Raw genomic sequence first — 18,940 nt, 5'->3', positions numbered from 1 at the left:
TCATTACATCATTCTTGGTGTTCTAACTCTAACACTCGGTGCATCACTGCTTGAAGATTGGGAAACAATGACTTTTTCACCTTCAGTAAGCCCAGAAACGACCTCAGTATTAATGTCGTCATGTAAACCAGTCGTGATCACTTTTTCCAGCACTTTACCATTTTCTAGAACTTGAACGATGGATTGGTTGCCTTGCTTACGAATGGCTAAGGTTGGCACTGTTAATACATTTTGTTTTTCAGCAATGATAATAGTGTTTTGTGTCGTCATACCAATTTGTAGCTTATGTTGTGAATTATTTACCAACACATTGGCATAATAATAAATTGCATTAGTATCACTCACAGATTCAGTATATTCATTGTCAGTCAGCGTGGTCATTGCAGGATCAACTGAATCAATTTTAGCGGTATAAATTTCATCTGGTTCAGCCAACGTTGAAAATTTGACGGTCATACCTGCTTGTATTTTGGTGATATCGCCTTCAGAAATTTCAGGTTTAATCAACATTGTATCTAAATCAGCCACTTGAATAATGGTTGGTGTTGTTTGATTTGCATTAACCGTTTGCCCTTCAGATACAGGAATAGAGATTACAGTACCATCTAAAGGAGAAGTAATTTTAGTGTAATTCAAGTTTGTTGTTGCCGTATTTACTTCAATTTCAGCTTGTTTTACTTGAGCTTGAATTTGTGCCACGCTTGCTTTCGCAGTTTCTAAAGTATTTTGTGCAGTTTCGTAATCATTCAATGAGCTTGCTTGTTTTTTATATAATTTTGCCACTCGATCATAATTAGATTGCGCAATTCGATAAGCAGTTTCTGCAGCAGCAAGTTGGGCTTTATAAGAAGCTAATTGTGCAACAGCGGTATTCAGTGCGTTTTCCTGAGTAATCGAATCAAGTTGAGCAATTAATTCTCCTTTTTTCACTTGTTGTCCAAGTTTGACATAAATTTTTTCTACTTTACCAGATACTCTTGCCCCAACTTCAACACGTTTTGAGCTACGTACTGTGCCGGTAGCGACCACAGTTTGCTGTAGATCCATTTTTTTTACAGTTTCAGTGAAGTATGAGGTTTGAGGTTGGTTATCGTGTGTAAAATAATAAAAGAGCCCAGCAATAATAAAAACAATGGCAAGGCTCCAAATAAATTTTTTCTTTAATGTCATAAATTGATCCTTTCAACAAACAAGGATTTTTTCTACTAAATGAACATTCATTCATTTTATAGAAAGATCATCTTGTAAACAAATACTATTTTGGGAATTGAAGATCAGATTATTGGTAAAAGGAGAGTATGATGATGCTATTTTGCGAATAATCTGACTGGAATTTACCAATGCAGAATAATGAAGATAAAAAGTTAGAAGAAAATTAGTATTTACTAAACCTTCGGTTTGGTGTTATTTGCTAAAAAGTGTAAAATGCGAAAATTATTTTGCGTAAACTCAACTTGAGGAAATTATGAGTCATACAGAAACGACTGAGATAAAACCAACAAATTTTATTCGTCAAATTATTGACGAAGATCTTGCACAAGGTAAACATCAATCTGTGCATACTCGCTTCCCACCAGAGCCAAACGGCTATTTACATATTGGTCATGCAAAATCTATCTGCTTAAACTTTGGTATTGCTGAAGATTATCAGGGGAAATGTAATTTACGTTTTGATGATACCAACCCAGTAAAAGAAGATATGAGCTATGTGGAGTCAATTAAGCAAGACGTAGAGTGGCTTGGCTTTACTTGGGATGGACAACCGCGTTATGCATCAGATTATTTTGATCAACTTTATGGCTATGCGATTGAACTAATTAAAAAAGGATTAGCATATGTTGATGAACTTTCACCAGAAGAGATGCGTGAATATCGTGGAACATTAACAGAGCCAGGTAAAAATAGCCCATATCGTGATCGTTCGGTAGAAGAAAACTTAGCATTATTTGAAAAAATGAAGAATGGTGAGTTTGCTGAAGGTAAAGCGGCATTACGTGCCAAAATTGATATGGCATCACCATTTATTGTAATGCGAGATCCTGTTCTATATCGCATTAAATTTGCCCATCATCATCAAACAGGCGATAAATGGTGTATTTATCCAATGTATGATTTTACGCACTGTATTTCAGATGCGATCGAACGTATTACCCATTCACTCTGTACATTAGAATTCCAAGATAATCGCCGTTTATATGATTGGGTATTAGAAAATATTTCGATTGAACGTCCGTTACCACATCAATATGAGTTTTCTCGTTTGAATTTAGAAAGTACCTTAACGTCTAAACGTAAGTTATTACAGTTAGTGAATGAAGGTATTGTTGATGGTTGGAATGATCCACGGATGCCAACAATTTCAGGCTTACGTCGTCGTGGTTATACGCCAGAATCTATTCGTGAGTTCTGTCGCCGTATTGGTGTCACAAAACAAGATAATGTGGTGGAGTATAGTGCTTTAGAAGCTTGTATTCGTGAAGATTTAAATACCAATGCACCACGTGCGATGGCGGTGATTAATCCTTTACGGATTGTGATCGAGAATTTTAATGGTGAAGAATTATTAACTGCACCAAACCATCCAAATCGTGAAGAGCTTGGAACACGAACTTTACCATTCACTAAAGAGATCTATATTGATCAAGCAGATTTCCGTGAAGAAGCAAATAAACATTACAAACGTCTTGTGTTAGGTAAAGAAGTACGTTTACGTAATGCGTATGTGATTAAAGCAGAGCGCGTTGAGAAAGATGAGCAAGGCAATATCACTACCGTATATTGTACTTATGATCCTGATACATTAGGGAAAAATCCGGCAGATGGACGTAAAGTAAAAGGGGTAATTCATTGGGTATCAGCAACACATAATCATCCAGCTGAATTCCGTTTATATGATCGCTTATTTACTGTATCAAATCCGAGTGCGGCGGAAGATATTCATCAAGTGCTTAATCCAGATTCACTTGTGGTGAAACACGGTTTTGTTGAACAAAGTTTAAGTGCGGCGGAAGCAGAAAAATCTTACCAATTTGAACGTGAAGGTTATTTCTGTGCAGATAGTAAAGATAGCCACCCAGAACATTTAGTGTTTAACTTAACGGTTTCATTAAAAGAGAGTGTAGTCGTTTAAAGCGATTTTTAGATTGATTGAGAAGGCTATTTGTCTTAAGGCAAATAGCCTTTTGTTTATCTATGTATTCCTAAAAAATCCTTTCTATGCAGCCGCAAGATGCGGACGTAATCCTAAGGTATGGCAGATTGCATAAGTGAGTTCAGAACGATTTAAGGTATAGAAATGGAAATCTTTTACCCCTTCTTTAGAAAGGATTTTTACCATATCAATCGCAATGCTTGCACCAATCAAATTACGGGTTGTTTGGTCTTGTTCTAAACCATCATAAAGTTTATACATCCAACTTGGAATGCGAACATTAGTCACTTTTGCCATTTTTTGTAATTGAACAAAATTAGATACAGGTAAAATACCCGGTACAATTTCAACATCAATGCCTACGGTAACGCAGCGATCACGGAAACGCAGATAACTGTCAATATCAAAGAAAAATTGAGTAATTGCTCGATTCGCGCCCGCTTCTACTTTTTGTTTAAGAAAAATTAAATCGGCTTGTGCAGATTTTGCTTCAGGATGAACTTCTGGATAGGCTGCAACAGAGATATCAAAATCAGCAACACCTTTCAATAAAGTGACTAAGTCGCGAGCGTAAAATGGCTTTTTACTGTAACCAGGCGGTTCATCGCCACGTAAAGCGACAATACGTCGAATACCACTATCCCAATACTCTTTAGCAATTTGCTTTAATTGTTCTGGTGAGGCATCAATCCCAGTAAGATGTGGTGCGGCTTCAATACCAGTTTGTTGTTTGATGGCTTTAACCACACCATGAGTACGCTCACGCTCACCAGAGTTTGCACCATAAGTTACAGAAACAAATTTAGGCTGTAATACTTTTAAGCGTTGGATTGAGTCCCAAAGCAGATTTTCCATTTTTTCATTTTTGGGTGGGAAAAACTCAAAAGAAACATTAATTTCTCCATTTAAATCTGCAATGCTTCTATTTAAAACATCAATTTCCTTGGCGTAACTCATATTATTCTCCTTATTTAGATGTTTAGCCGTCTAGACATTAAAATAGGGATATTTTAGAGTTGCGTCAATTTAATAATTTTCAGTTTTAAAATGAATTTAATTCATAATTAACTATTTATTAATCCGCTTATAAAGATAAGCATAGCCTTCTGCAACTAATTGCTGTAATGGAATAAAACGCAGAGCAGCACTATTAATGCAATAACGTAATCCTCCTTTATCCTGAGGACCATCTTCAAATACGTGACCTAAATGGGCATCAGCAACTCGAGATCGGACTTCTGTGCGTATCATGCCATGGCTAGTATCGCGATGATAAACTACAACATCTGCAGCAATCGGTTTGGTAAAGCTTGGCCAGCCACACTCAGAAGGAAATTTATCATTGGAAGCAAATAATGGTTCACCGCTAATAATATCGACATACAACCCAGGTTCGAAAAAATTCCAGTAGCGATTAGAGAAAGGGCGTTCTGTACCATTTTGTTGAGTAACATTAAACGCTTCAGCCGTTAATTTCTGCTGAATCTCAGCATCAGTTGGCTTAGTGTATTTATCAGCGTCAATAATGACTTCTTCGGCTTTACGTAAGTCAATATGGCAATATCCATTAGGATTTTTTGCTAAATAATCTTGGTGGTATTCTTCGGCAGGGTAATAACTTTGTAATGGCTGAACTTCAACGACTAATGGTTGTTGCCATTTAGTTTGCTCTTGGGCCATGGCTGCATCAATAATCGGCTTTTGTTCAGGATGGGTATAGTAGATACCAGTACGATATTGAATACCTTGATCATGACCTTGTTTATTGAGGCTTGTTGGATCTATTACACGAAAATAATATTCCAGAATAGTTTTTAGGGAAAGCTGTTTGGCATCATAAGTGACTTTAACTGTTTCAGCGTGTCCGCTGCCTTGACAAACTTGTTGATAACTTGGATTTTCACTGTCGCCATTAGCATAACCAGACTCTGCATCTAATACGCCACCAATTGCTGCGAAATAGGCTTCTAATCCCCAAAAACACCCACCGGCAAGGTAAATTTCCGCAGGTTGGATAGATTGTGAAGTTGAAGGGAAAGATATTTCTGTCATAACTGCCTCTCTCTTATCAAAAATCGTTTTATTTTCATCAGGAACGGAGAGGTTTTAGCACAGATTAGTCAGTTTGTGAATGTGAAAGAAAGGAGATTTGTGGCTATTGGTGAAGTTATCCTCAAATCTCCCGATATAGTTTAAAGATTAAATGGTTGCCCACAAATCATATTCATCAGCATTGTGAATAGTAGCCATCACAATATCGCCGATTTTAACATTTTGTTCGCTGAGATTATCAATATAAACAACCCCATCAATTTCTGGTGCGTCTGCCATTGAACGACCGATAATTCCTTCCTCATCAATTTCATCAATCATCACAGGTAGAGTTTTACCGATTTTTTGTTGCAAACGTGCAGCAGAAATTTGTTGTTGTAGCTGCATAAAACGATGGAAGCGTTCTTCTTTAACCTCTTCTGGGACTTGATCTGCCATTTCTGTTGCAGGTGCACCTTCTACTGGACTAAATTTAAAACAGCCGACACGGTCAAGTTGAGCTTCTTGAATAAAATCAAGTAGCATTTGGAAATCTTCTTCAGTTTCACCAGGAAAACCCACGATAAAGGTTGAACGTAGAGTTAATTCTGGACAGATTTCACGCCATTGTTTAATTCTTTCTAAAGTACGATCGATAGCACCAGGACGTTTCATAGCTTTTAAGATTTTTGGGCTAGCGTGTTGTAGCGGAATATCTAAATAAGGCAAGATTTTTCCTTGTGCCATTAATGGAATAAGTTTATCTACGTGTGGGTAGGGATAAACGTAGTGTAAACGTACCCAAACACCTAATGTACCTAACTGTTCACAGAGGGTAAGCAAATCGTTTTTGATTGGCATACCGTTCCAAAACACCGTTTTTGACTTCTGTTCTTTTTGATTTTTATCTAAAGCATAAGCGGAAGTATCTTGAGAGACGATCAATAATTCTTTAACACCTGCATCAACTAAACGTTTAGCTTCATCTAAAATTGTATTAATTGGACGACTATCTAAATCACCGCGCATTGATGGAATAATGCAGAAAGTACAACGATGATCACAGCCTTCAGAAATTTTGACATACGCATAATGTTTAGGTGTTAGCTTAATCCCTTGTTTTGTAACGACATTAATATAAGGATTATATTCTGGTTTAGGTGCATATTTATGAACGTGATTCATCACCGCTTCATAGCTATGTGGTCCAGTAATTTCTAATACTTTTGGATGAACTTCACGAATTTGATTCTCTTTTGCTCCTAAGCAGCCAGTTACGATCACTTTACCGTTTTCTTCTAACGCTTCGCCAATCGCTTCTAATGATTCTTGTACTGCGCTATCAATAAAACCACAGGTATTGACAATAACAAGATCTGCGTTTTCATAAGTAGGAACAATGTTATAACCTTCCGCACGTAATTCAGTCAAAATACGTTCAGAATCCACTAAATTTTTTGGACAACCAAGGCTTAAAAAGCCAATGTTTGGAGTTGTAGTATTCATAGGTTTTTATATATAAATAAACAGATTAATCACTCAAAAAAGGCGTAGATTGTACAAAATTTGTAATCGGAAAGCTAATGTTTGTTAGAGGTATATAGGTAGAAAAATTCGCCAATAACTTAGGTTATTGGCGAATAGGTTAGAGTAGTGCAATCAGATGAAAATTATCTTACTAAACAAGGTTTTTTATTATCAAATGTCCATCCTGGAATCAGGAATTGCATTGCCATAGCATCATCACGTGCGCCTAATCCCATATTTTTATAGAGTTCATGCGCTTTCATTACTTGATCCATATCTAATTCGATACCTAAACCAGGTTTTTTCGGTACTTCAACTAAACCATTCACAATTTTTAATGGTTCTTTAGTTAGACGTTGGTTACCTTCTTGCCAAATCCAGTGGGTATCAATTGCTGTAATGTCTCCTGGTGCTGCGGCAGCAACATGGGTAAACATAGCTAAGGAAACATCAAAGTGGTTGTTAGAGTGTGAACCCCAAGTTAAACCCCATTCATTACACATTTGAGCAACACGTACTGAACCTTGCATTGTCCAGAAGTGAGGATCGGCCAATGGAATATCAACAGATTGTAATGAAATTGTGTGTCCCATTTGACGCCAGTCAGTGGCAATCATATTGGTTGCAGTTGGTAAACCAGTTGCACGGCGGAATTCAGCCATGACTTCACGGCCAGAATAGCCTTGTTCTGCACCACAAGGATCTTCAGCATAAGCTAAAACACCACGGAGTTGTTTACCGACTTTAATTGCTTCATCAAGTGACCAAGCACCATTTGGATCTAGTGTAACACGCGCATTTGGGAAGCGTTTTGCTAATGCTGTTACCGCTTCTGCTTCTGCTTCGCTATGTAATACACCACCTTTAAGTTTGAAATCATTAAAGCCATATTTTTCATAGGCAGCTTCAGCAAGACGAACAACAGCTTCTGGAGTTAATGCTTCTTCATGACGGATACGATACCATTCACAAGGATCATTTTCTTGGTTTTGGTAAGCAAGAGTAGTTTTCTTTCTATCGCCGATAAAGAAGAGATAACCTAACATTTCAACTGCATCACGTTGTTGACCATCACCTAATAAAGAAGCAACAGATACATTGAGGAATTGACCTAATAAGTCAAGCATTGCTGCTTCAATTGCGGTAACAACGTGAATAGTAGTTCTTAAATCGAAAGTTTGTAAACCACGGCCGCCAGCATCGCGATCAGAGAATGTTTTACGTACTGCTTCCATTACATTTTTATATTCGCCCAAACCTTTGCCTAATACTAATGGTTTAGCATCTTCTAAAGTTTGACGAATCTTTTCACCACCCGGGACTTCACCAACACCAGTGTGACCACTGTTGTCTTTTAAGATAACGATATTTCGGGTGAAGTAAGGGGAGTGTGCACCACTTAAGTTTAATAACATACTGTCGTGGCCGGCTACTGGAATAACTTGCATTTCAGTAATAACTGGGGTTGATGAACTCATAATAAACTCCTATTTTTGAATTAAATTTTGTGAATTATAAAGTGTAATTTTAATTTGATAATCTTAATCAAGTGGTTTTAATTCCATACGTTTGATTGGTCCAACGATAAAGAGGAAACTAAATGCGGCAACCAATGCATGTACTGCAACAAAGATGAGGGCATATTCAAAGTGGCCTGTCATTTTTACAATATAACCGATAGCAATTGGTGATACGATACCAGATAAGTTACCACACATATTGAATAAACCACCGGCTAAACCACTGATTTCTTTTGGTGCTGTATCAGCCATAACCGCCCAACCTAATGCACCAACACCTTTACCAAAGAAAGCAATCGACATAAAGAGAACAACGAGGTAAATAGAATCTACATAATTACACACTACCATTGTCATTGAACCTAACATACCGAGTACAATCGGGGTTTTACGTGCAATAGAAAGTGAATTTGTTTTCTTCATTAAAGCGTCAGAGATAACACCACCTGCTAAGCCACCTAAGAAACCACAGATTGCAGGAATAGCAGCAATAAAACCAACAGATTTAAGATCTAAACCTCTTTCAGTTGCCAAATATACTGGGAACCAAGTAATGAAGAAGAAGGTTAAACAGTTAATACAATATTGACCAAGATAAACACCAAGCAACATACGATTGCTAAGAAGTTGTTTTACATAGCCAAGTTTAGGGCCTTCATTTTTACCTTCTTTTTTGCCTTGATCCATATTAGTTAATGCACCACCAGCTTCAATATAGTCAATTTCAGTTTGGTTTACTTTTGGGTGATCTTTAGGGTTATAAATCACTTTTAACCAAACGATACTGATAATTAAACCTACAGAACCCATAAAGATAAATACGGATTCCCAGCCGATTTCAGCAGTTAGCCAGCCCATAATTGGAGCAAAGATAACAGTGGCAAAATACTGAGCTGAGTTAAAGATCGCAACGGCAGTAGCGCGTTCTTTTGCAGGGAACCAAGCAGCGGCAATACGACTATTACCTGGGAAGGACGGTGATTCGGCTAATCCAACGAGAAAACGTAGTGAGAATAGAATAATTAATGCCCAAACACCAGAGAATAGACCAACTGCACCTTGTAGTAAGGTAAAGAGTGACCAGAATACGATACCTAAGAAATAAACTTTCTTGGAACCGAATTTATCTAATAACCATCCTCCAGGTAATTGGCCTAATACATATGCCCAAGAAAAAGCTGAGAATACCCAGCCCATGCCAGCAGCATCAATACCAATCGCATCTGACATTGGCTTTCCAGCAATAGCCAGGGTGGCACGGTCACCATAGTTAATTGCTGTAACAAAGAATAGTAGTACCACAATGACCCAGCGGACATTGGTGCGTTTTATTACTTCTGCAGTTGTAGAAGTAGCGTTAAGGGTGTTGTCGTTCATAAGATGACTCCTATATGGGGTTGCAATTTACTTGCCAAGCATTATAGGAAAACACTCCATTTTAAGAATTCACGGAATATCAGAAGATCACGTGGGTAAAATAAAATTTCTTTGTGCATATGCCAGATAAAATGTGACTGACATCACAAAAAAAGCATTTTTAAGCTAAATTTTAGGTCAAAAAATAAACTTTGATAAAAGGTGATTTGGCATTTATGACATAACGACTGTGCAAATGCACATTTAGGTACTAAAAAAAAATAAAATATTTGTGCTGTTGAATAGTGTTTATTTAAAAAGGCTCGATTAGACTTTTTCACAAATCATTTTCCCACTTAAAGGACCATAATTATGAATGAAAAATATTTGCCAAATCTATTTAAACAGAAGTTGCTTAAAGGTGAAACCCTAATTGGTTGTTGGAGTGCATTAGGTAATCCAATCACTACGGAAGTTTTAGGATTAGCAGGTTTTGATTGGTTATTATTAGATGGTGAACACGCTCCGAATGATGTTCTATCATTTATTCCTCAATTAATGGCGTTGAAAGATAGCGACAGTATGCCAATTGTGCGTCCGCCACAAAATGAACCTGTTGTTATTAAACGTTTATTAGATATTGGTTTCTACAACTTTTTAATTCCTTATGTAGAAAATGCGGAAGAAGCGGCTCAAGCTGTTGCCGCAACACGCTATCCACCGGCAGGTATTCGTGGTGTATCTGTTTCTCACCGTAGTAATGGCTATGCAACAGTGCCAAATTATTTCTCAATGATTAATGACAATATTACGGTAATTGTACAAATTGAAAGCCAAGAAGGCGTTGATAATGTTGATGCTATTGCTGCGGTAGAAGGAGTTGATTGCTTGTTTGTTGGTCCGGGAGATCTTTCTGCTGCTCTTGGTTATTTAGGTCAACCAAATCATCCAGAAGTACAAAAAGTGATTAAAGCTATTTTTGAGTGCACGAAAAAACATGGTAAAGCGTGTGGAATTTTAGCGCCAGTAGAACAAGATGCACGTCGTTATCTTGAATGGGGTGCAACTTTTGTTGCAGTAGGTAGTGATTTGGGTGTGTTTAGAGCAGCCACTCAAAACTTATGCAACACATTTAAAAAGTAATTGATTGAATGTTATACATTTTTAACTAAGAAAGAGGTGAAATTATGAAAATCGGATTTATCGGTCTAGGAATCATGGGTAAACCAATGAGCAAAAACTTATTAAAAGCAGGTTATTCATTGGTTGTTATGGATCGTAATCAAGAAGTGGTTAAAGAAGTTGTTGCTGCAGGTGCAGTAAGTGCTGAAACACCAAAAGCAGTAGCAGAACAAGTAGATGTTATTATTACAATGTTACCAAATTCACCACATGTAAAATCAGTTGTATTAGGTGAAAATGGGGTAGTTGAAGGTGCGAAAGCGGGTAGTGTTGTAATTGATATGAGTTCTATTGCACCATTAGCAAGCCGTGAAATTTATGCAGAACTTGAGAAAAAAGGTATCGATATGTTAGATGCTCCGGTAAGTGGTGGGGAGCCAAAAGCAATTGATGGTACTTTATCAGTAATGGTTGGTGGTAAAAAGGATGTTTTTGATAAATACTACGATATCATGAAAGCAATGGCTGGTTCTGTCGTTTATACTGGTGAAATTGGTGCAGGTAATGTAACAAAATTAGCTAATCAAGTCATTGTGGCATTAAATATTGCAGCAATGTCAGAAGCGTTAATGTTAGCAACTAAAGCTGGTGTTGATCCTGAATTAGTTTATCAAGCAATTCGTGGTGGATTAGCTGGTAGTACAGTGTTAGATGCAAAAGCACCAATGGTATTAGATCGTAACTTCAAACCAGGTTTCCGTATTGATTTACATATCAAAGACTTAGCTAATGCAATTGATACTTCTCATGGTGTAGGTGCATATTTACCGCTTACAGCATCAGTAATGGAAATGATGCAAGCATTGAAAGTAGATGAGTTAGGTGGTGCAGATCATAGCGCATTAGCTCGTTATTATGAAAAATTAGCAGGTACTGAAATTAAACGTTTCTAAGCGGTTGTATAGAGGAGCTAGTAGCTCCTCTGTTTCCCTAGAACAAGATCAAAAGTGAGGTTGTTAACATGAAAGTTGTAATTGCACCCGATTCTTATAAAGAGAGCCTGTCTGCGATGCAAGTGGCTGATGTAATAGAAAAGGGATTTAAACAAGTTTTCCCAGATGCAGAATATGTAAAAGTACCTGTTGCAGATGGGGGAGAAGGCACAGTCGAAACCATGGTGGAAGCAACCAATGGTAAGGTAATTGCAGTTGATGTTGTTGGGCCACTTGGTGAAATTATGCCTGCATTTTGGGGTATTTCAGGTGACGAAAAAACAGCTTTCATTGAAATTGCTTCTGCAAGTGGTCTAGAACAAGTCCCTTTCGATAAGCGAAATCCATTAATTACTACAACATATGGTGTAGGCCAATTAATCCTTTCTGCATTGGATTATGGAGTAACACATTTCATTGTAGGATTAGGGGGAAGCGCAACCAATGATGCTGGTGCAGGAATGTTACAAGCGTTAGGTGTTAAGTTATTGGATAGTGAAGGGAATCAAATTGGTTATGGTGGTGCTGAATTAGCACGTTTGGCTAAGATTGATATCTCTGAAATGGATAAAAGATTAGCTGGTTGCCAATTTGAAATTGCTTGTGATGTAACTAATCCATTAACGGGTGAAAGAGGCGCCTCAGCAATTTTTGGCCCACAAAAAGGAGCAACGCCAGAAATGGTGAAACAACTTGATGCAGCGCTAGCCCATTTTGCACGAGTGATGGAAAGAGATCTTGGTTTAGCGGTATCAGATATCCCAGGCACTGGAGCAGCTGGTGGGTTAGGCGCAGCTTTTGCTGGTTTCTTACAAGGTAGTTTAAAAAGTGGTATCAAGATTATTGTTGAGCTATTGGCTTTGGATAAGAAAGTTGCAGATGCAGATCTCGTTATTACTGGTGAAGGTCGGATTGATCATCAAAGTATTAATGGTAAAGTCCCTGTTGGAGTTGCCGCAGTGGCGAAAAAATACCACATTCCGGTGATTGGTATTGCAGGATCGTTAGGCAAAGATATTGAAGTTGTACATGATTATGGGATTGATGCTGTATTTAGTATTTTGAATAAAGTGTGTACTTTCCCAGAGGCGATGCAGGATGCGGCTCAAAATCTTGAGATTACTGCACGCAATGTGGCTGAAGTGATCAAAATGCAATTTCATGCTTAATTGTAAACAATAAAAGGGTAGGCTATGTCAGTTTATTTATTGGATGAAAAACTAGCACAGAAAATCGTCGAACGCACAATGGATATTATTAACTGTAATATCAATATTATGGATGCAAAAGGCAGAATTATTGCCAGTGGTGATTTAAATCGTGTTGGGGAAATTCATGATGGTGCATTACTTGCCCTTTCCCAGGGTCGAACAGTCGATATTGATAAGGCGGTTATCCATAGCCTTCATGGTGTCAGACCAGGAATTAATCTCCCGCTTAAATTAGATGGCAAAATTATTGGGGTAATTGGGCTAACAGGTGATCCAACTAGCTTAAAAGAGTTTGGTAAGTTAGTTTGTATGACCGCAGAGATGATGCTGGAATAGGCCAGACTATTTGATATGTTGGCGCAAGATACTCGTCTAAAAGAAGAGTTGGTATTAAATTTAATTAATAATAAAGATAATTCGGCGAGTTTAGCCGATTGGGCTAATCGATTAGGCGTGGATTTATCTATGCCACGTATTGCCTGTGTTATTGAGGTAGATAGTGGACAATTAAGTATTGAAAATGCACGTAGTGAATTACAAGACTTACAATCGTTATTAAAAGTGCCTGAAAGAGATAACTTAGTTGCTATTTCTTCGTTGACAGAATTAGTTGTATTAAAACCAGCGTTAAATGCATTTGGACGTTGGGATGTACAAGAACATTTAAATCGTATTCAACAACTACTTTCTCGTATGAATGAGAAAGCTAAATTGAATGTACGGATTGCGTTAGGACACTATTTCCCTGGCGAAAATGGTGTGTCTTTATCGTATCATACGGCTAAAACAGCCTTAAAAATTGGTAAGGCTCGCCTACCAAAACAACGTATTTATAATTATCAAGAATTGATTTTGCCGGTGTTATTAGATCAATTAAAAGATGGCTGGCAAAAAGAGGAGCTAGAACGCCCAATTCGTAAGTTACAGCTGATGGATAATAATGGAATTTTATGCAAAACATTAGCGGTTTGGTTTGAAAATAATATGCAAACTGTTGCAACAGCAAAAGCGTTATATGTTCATCGTAATACATTAGAGTATCGTCTGAATAAAATTGCTGATTTAACAGGGTTGAATCTGAATAGTACAGATGATCGTTTCTTATTATATATGGCATTACACGTTACATCATAAACCAACAATTAAATGAACCTGTGATATAGAGGACATGGATGTCCTCTTTTTTATTTGTTTTGTATTTAAAATAAAGCCTTTGTTGAATAACAAAGGCTTTGATTAATTAGTATTTAGTATCAGGTAACAGGTGCTGGATTAAAGACAGACAAGGCATTATGTAACCCCCATTTATCTGACCAAGTGGTTTTACGTCCACTAGCAACATCTAAAATATAATGGAAAATCTGCCAGCCTACATCTTCAATAGTAGCTTCTCCGGTAGCAATAGTTCCTGCATTAATGTCCATTAAATCAAACCAACGATTAGCTAAGTCACTTCTTGTAGCGACTTTGATAACGGGTAATGCAGCAAGGCCATAAGGTGTACCGCGTCCAGTTGTAAAGACTTGTACTGTAATCCCTGAAGCTAATTGTTGAGTACCACAGACAAAATCACTTGCTGGGGTTGCTGCATAAATTAATCCTTTTTTAGTTGGGCGTTGACCAGGTGATAAAACTTCAACAATAGCGCTAGAACCGGATTTGGCAATAGAACCAAGCGCTTTTTCTACAACATTAGCTAAACCACCTTTTTTATTTCCTGGAGAGGGATTTGCACTGCGGTCTGTTTTACCCATATTAAGATAATCGTCATACCATTGCATTTCTTCTAATAAACGTTTGCCGACCTGTTGATCAATAGCTCGTGGGGTGAGTAGATGAATAGCGTCACGTACTTCTGTTACTTCAGAGAACATTACAGTTGCACCACAGCGTACTAACAAATCAGAAGCAAAGCCAACCGCTGGGTTAGCAGTGACACCAGAAAAAGCATCACTACCTCCGCATTGCATACCGACGACTAAATCAGAAACAGGACACGTTTCGCGTTTACGTTGATTAAGGCGTTCTAGATGTTGTTTTGCAGTAGCTAATATTGATTTCAACATAGCTTCAAATCCGACAAATTGTTCATCTTGTAAACTGGTAATTGAAGCATCTTCCAATGAAATAGGATAAACGTCAGGTGTACCTTCTAATAATCGAGTTGGTTGTAGTTTTTCACAACCTAAACCGATTACCATAATTTCACCACCAAAATTAGGATTAAGCGCAATATTGTGAATGGTACGGATAGGGACAATAGCTGCTGGCGCATTAATGGCTACACCACATCCATATAGATGATTTAAACCAACAACCCCATCTACGTTCGGATAATGAGGAAGTAATTCTTTTTCAATAATTTTTACAACATAATCAACAACTCCAGCAACACAATGGACACTGGTTGTGATACCTAACATATTTTTAGTCCCTACACTACCGTCTTTATTACGATAACCTTCAAAAGTATAACCAGTAAGAGGTTCTAGTTGCGGGGCAGGGCGAGTAGCTAATGGCAAGGTTTCTAGTGGAGGTGCTTTAGGTAATTCAACAATGGATTCATCAATCCAACTTCCTTGAGGAATATCACGTAGTGCATAACCGATAATTTCTCCATAACGAATAATTGGCGATTGTTTTGGGATATCTATCAGTGCAACTTTATGTCCTTGTGGTATATGTTCAATTAAGGTTAAACCATCAGGAAAGGTTGTGCCAGCAGGTAAACCATTACTATTAACGATAATAGCAACGTTATCTGTTGAATGGACTTTAATATATAAAGGCACAGATTGGGCAGTATTTGTCATAAATCACTCCATATTGATTGAAATAGTGTGTAATTATTATAAAAGGCGGGGAAAGTGATCTGGATTGTGCAAATGCCTAAGAATGAGGTGTAAAAACACGATATTTTGCTGAATAACAAGGAGAACAAGTGATAGAGATCACAGAATGATAAAAATCTATTATAGATTTTTGTGTAATGAGTAGAGAAACCCCACAAAAAGAGAATAAATTTATTTAACGATTTAGGCATTAGCCTAAAGACAAGCCACTATAAATCTTTCAATAATGAAGTAAATAAGAACTAGACCATAAGTGGTATATTAGGTGTGACGCTAGTCATAAAATAGACAATTTTAGGAAATTTTGGTATTTTGAAACAAATTTTATCTATCTTTATTTCAAAAAATCTAATAAAATTTCTAAAATTAGTTAATAAATTGTGAAGTCTGCACTTTGATTTCACAGGCCTAATTTAACAGATAATGTTTTATCAGTCGCTTAATACTTTCCTTGCTGTTGAAAGTATTACAGCATTTTGTCAACTTATAATACATAAAAAAGGAAGAACCCATGTCGGATATGGTAAAAAATGACGTGGATCCGATTGAAACCAACGATTGGTTGTTGGCAATCGATTCAGTGATTCGTGAAGAGGGTGTTGAACGAGCTCAATATATTATTGAACAACTTGTGCAACGTGCGAGAGCAAATAATGTTTCACTTCCTACTGGAATGACAACAGACTATATCAATACCATTCCTGTTAGTGAAGAGCCTAATTACCCAGGTAATTTAGACCTTGAACGTCGTATTCGTGGTGCAGTTCGTTGGAATGCAATTATGTCTGTATTACGTGCGTCTAAGAAAGATCTTGAATTAGGCGGACACATGGCGTCTTTCCAATCTTCAGCGACTTTATATGAAGTTTGTTTCAACCACTTCTTCAAAGCACGTAACGAAAAAAATGGTGGCGACCTCGTTTTCTTCCAAGGTCATATCGCACCGGGAATCTATGCTCGTGCATTTGTTGAAGGTCGTTTAACCGAAGAACAAATGGATAATTTCCGTCAAGAAGTTCACGGTAAAGGTTTATCTTCTTATCCACATCCAAGATTATTACCAGAATTCTGGCAATTCCCAACAGTATCAATGGGCTTAGGACCATTGAACGCAATTTATCAAGCACGTTTCTTAAAATATTTAAATAACCGTGGCTTAAAAGATACTTCAGATCAAACTGTATATGCCTTCTTAGGTGATGGTGAGATGGATGAAGTTGAATCACGTGGTGCGTTAGCGTTTGCTGCACGTGAAAAATTAGATAACTTAGTTTTCGTTATTAACTGTAACTTACAACGTCTTGATGGCCCAGTAACAGGTAACGGTAAAATTATCCAAGAATTAGAAAGCAACTTTAATGGTGCTGGTTGGGAAGTTATTAAAGTTATTTGGGGACGTCGTTGGGATCGTTTACTACAAAAAGACACTTCAGGTAAATTACTACAATTAATGATGGAAGTGGTTGATGGTGACTACCAAACAATGAAGTCAAAAGATGGTGCGTATGTACGTGAACACTTCTTTGGCCGTTATCCAGAAACTGCGGATTTAGTGAAAGATATGACAGATGATGAAATCTGGGCATTAAACCGCGGTGGTCACGATCCAATCAAAATTTTTGCTGCACTTAACAAAGCAAAACAAGTTAAAGGTAAACCAGTTGTTTTACTTGTTAAAACTATCAAAGGTTATGGAATGGGTGATGCAGCAGAAGGTAAGAATATTGCTCACCAAGTTAAGAAAATGGATATGTCAGGCGTTAAACACGTACGTGACCGTTTCAATATTCCTGTTTCTGATGCAGATCTTGAAAAATTACCATATATCCAATTTGCAGAAGGTTCAGAAGAATATAAATATATCCATGAACGTCGCCAAGCATTACATGGTTATGTTCCAAGCCGTTTACCGCGCTTTACACAACAATTTGATGTGCCAGCAATTGAAGAGTTTTCTCAATTATTTGAAGCACAATCACGTCCAATTTCAACCACAATGGCGTTTGTACGTACATTAAATGTGTTGTTAAAAGATAAATCAATTGGAAAACATATTGTGCCAATTATCGCTGATGAAGCGCGTACTTTTGGTATGGAAGGTTTATTCCGTCAAATCGGTATCTATAACCCACATGGTCAAAACTATATGCCACAAGACCGTGAACAAGTGGCTTATTACCGTGAAGCTATTGATGGTCAAGTATTACAAGAAGGGATCAACGAACAAGGTGCAACAGCTTCTTGGATTGCAGCAGCAACTTCATATAGCACCAATGACTTACCAATGATTCCATTCTTTGTTTACTACTCAATGTTTGGTTTCCAACGTGTAGGTGACTTAATGTGGTTAGCAGGTGACCAACGTGCAAGAGGTTTCATGATTGGTGGTACTTCTGGTCGTACAACCTTAAATGGTGAAGGTTTACAACATGAAGATGGTCATAGCCATATCCAAGCATTAACGATTCCAAGCTGTGTATCTTACGATCCAGCATTTGCATTTGAAGTACCAGTGATCATTCAAGACGGTGTACGTCGTATGTATGGTCCGGATCAAGAAGATGTTTACTACTACATCACTACCTTGAATGAAACTTATGATCAACCGGCAATGCCGAAAGGTGCAGAAGAAGGTATTCGTAAAGGTATCTATAAATTTGAAACTGTTACTGGTCAAGGTAAAGGCAAAGTTCAATTACTTGGTTCAGGTGCAATTCTTCGTCATGTTCGTGAAGCTGCACAATTATTAGCGAATGACTTTGGCGTATCTTCAGATGTGTATAGCGTAACTTCTTTCACTGAACTTGCGAGAGAAGGTAACGAAATCGAACGTTACAACACATTACACCCAGAAGCAGAGGCGAAAGTTCCTTATATCACTAAAGTAATGAACGATGCGCCAGCGGTTGCAGCAACAGATTATATGCGTTTATTTGCTGATCAAGTGCGTGCGTATGTACCAGCAAGCAGCTACCTTGTATTAGGAACTGATGGTTTCGGTCGTTCTGATAGTCGTGAAAACTTACGTTCACACTTTGAAGTTGATGCGAAACACGTTGCAGTAGCAGCATTATCACAATTAGTGAAAGCAGGTACTTTAGATAAGAAAGTATTAGTCGAAGCGATTAGCAAATATGGTATTGATGCTGATAAAGCATACTCTTTACACGCATAATTA

General features: G+C 37.6%; 14 protein-coding genes. 7 read left to right on the top strand and 7 right to left on the bottom strand.

All coding sequences use genetic code 11. From position 1 onward, the window contains the following. Positions 1–3: 3 nt before the first annotated feature. Positions 4–1,170, bottom strand: a complete 1,167-nt coding sequence (locus tag QV06_RS06710) for an efflux RND transporter periplasmic adaptor subunit (RefSeq protein ID WP_065237467.1) — start codon at positions 1,168–1,170, stop codon at positions 4–6. Between the two features lie 295 nt (positions 1,171–1,465). Between QV06_RS06710 and glnS the strand changes: the two genes are divergently transcribed. Further along, on the top strand, positions 1,466–3,130 hold the full coding sequence (gene glnS / locus QV06_RS06705; protein WP_065237466.1) for a glutamine--tRNA ligase: 1,665 nt from the start codon (positions 1,466–1,468) through the stop codon (positions 3,128–3,130). Positions 3,131–3,214: 84 nt separating this feature from the next. Here the strand turns inward: glnS and metF are convergent, their stop codons facing one another. The 5 genes from metF to QV06_RS06680 form a co-directional block, all read right to left on the bottom strand. Then, positions 3,215–4,108 (bottom strand): methylenetetrahydrofolate reductase, encoded by an 894-nt coding sequence (gene metF / locus QV06_RS06700; protein ID WP_065234754.1) that lies wholly within the window; start codon positions 4,106–4,108, stop codon positions 3,215–3,217. Positions 4,109–4,219: 111 nt separating this feature from the next. Continuing rightward, positions 4,220–5,203: a bifunctional peptide-methionine (S)-S-oxide reductase MsrA/peptide-methionine (R)-S-oxide reductase MsrB gene (gene msrAB / locus QV06_RS06695; protein WP_065237465.1), complete on the bottom strand. Its 984-nt coding sequence runs from the start codon at positions 5,201–5,203 to the stop codon at positions 4,220–4,222. Positions 5,204–5,350: 147 nt separating this feature from the next. Further along, positions 5,351–6,688: a 30S ribosomal protein S12 methylthiotransferase RimO gene (rimO, locus tag QV06_RS06690; protein WP_065237464.1), complete on the bottom strand. Its 1,338-nt coding sequence runs from the start codon at positions 6,686–6,688 to the stop codon at positions 5,351–5,353. Between the two features lie 164 nt (positions 6,689–6,852). After that, entirely contained in the window at positions 6,853–8,187 is a 1,335-nt protein-coding gene (gene gudD / locus QV06_RS06685; protein ID WP_065237463.1) for a glucarate dehydratase, read from the bottom strand. Positions 8,188–8,250: 63 nt separating this feature from the next. Continuing rightward, complete coding sequence (locus QV06_RS06680) at positions 8,251–9,606, bottom strand: MFS transporter (RefSeq protein WP_065237462.1); 1,356 nt, start codon at positions 9,604–9,606, stop codon at positions 8,251–8,253. Positions 9,607–9,957: 351 nt separating this feature from the next. Here QV06_RS06680 and garL point away from each other — a divergent pair, with 351 nt between their 5' ends. The 5 genes from garL to QV06_RS11710 all read left to right on the top strand — a co-directional run bounded on the left by garL (position 9,958) and on the right by QV06_RS11710 (position 14,044). Then, positions 9,958–10,728 carry a 2-dehydro-3-deoxyglucarate aldolase gene (gene garL / locus QV06_RS06675; RefSeq protein ID WP_065237461.1) on the top strand — a complete coding sequence of 257 codons (771 nt, stop codon included), beginning with the start codon at positions 9,958–9,960 and terminating at the stop codon, positions 10,726–10,728. Between the two features lie 44 nt (positions 10,729–10,772). Then, positions 10,773–11,660, top strand: a complete 888-nt coding sequence (gene garR / locus QV06_RS06670) for a 2-hydroxy-3-oxopropionate reductase (protein WP_065237460.1) — start codon at positions 10,773–10,775, stop codon at positions 11,658–11,660. 68 nt (positions 11,661–11,728) lie between these two features. Beyond that, on the top strand, positions 11,729–12,868 hold the full coding sequence (locus QV06_RS11715) for a glycerate kinase (protein WP_065237459.1): 1,140 nt from the start codon (positions 11,729–11,731) through the stop codon (positions 12,866–12,868). 24 nt (positions 12,869–12,892) lie between these two features. After that, positions 12,893–13,246 (top strand): sugar diacid recognition domain-containing protein, encoded by a 354-nt coding sequence (locus QV06_RS12095; protein ID WP_280641930.1) that lies wholly within the window; start codon positions 12,893–12,895, stop codon positions 13,244–13,246. A gap of 15 nt (positions 13,247–13,261) precedes the next feature. Beyond that, entirely contained in the window at positions 13,262–14,044 is a 783-nt protein-coding gene (locus QV06_RS11710) for a helix-turn-helix domain-containing protein (protein ID WP_280641929.1), read from the top strand. 119 nt (positions 14,045–14,163) lie between these two features. On the opposite strand, the gene garD is transcribed toward QV06_RS11710, so the two are convergent. Then, complete coding sequence (gene garD, locus QV06_RS06655) at positions 14,164–15,723, bottom strand: galactarate dehydratase (RefSeq protein ID WP_065237458.1); 1,560 nt, start codon at positions 15,721–15,723, stop codon at positions 14,164–14,166. A 550-nt stretch (positions 15,724–16,273) separates the two neighbouring features. On the opposite strand from garD, the gene aceE reads away from it, so the two are divergent. Next, on the top strand, positions 16,274–18,937 hold the full coding sequence (aceE, locus tag QV06_RS06650) for a pyruvate dehydrogenase (acetyl-transferring), homodimeric type (protein ID WP_065237457.1): 2,664 nt from the start codon (positions 16,274–16,276) through the stop codon (positions 18,935–18,937). The last annotated feature ends 3 nt before the right edge of the window (positions 18,938–18,940 follow it).

It is taken from the genome of Gallibacterium genomosp. 3 (genome assembly GCF_001678475.1).
GTDB lineage: Bacteria > Pseudomonadota > Gammaproteobacteria > Enterobacterales > Pasteurellaceae > Gallibacterium > Gallibacterium faecale.
Note: the sequence above shows the minus strand (reverse complement) of the source record. Positions and strands in the feature narration are given on the sequence as shown.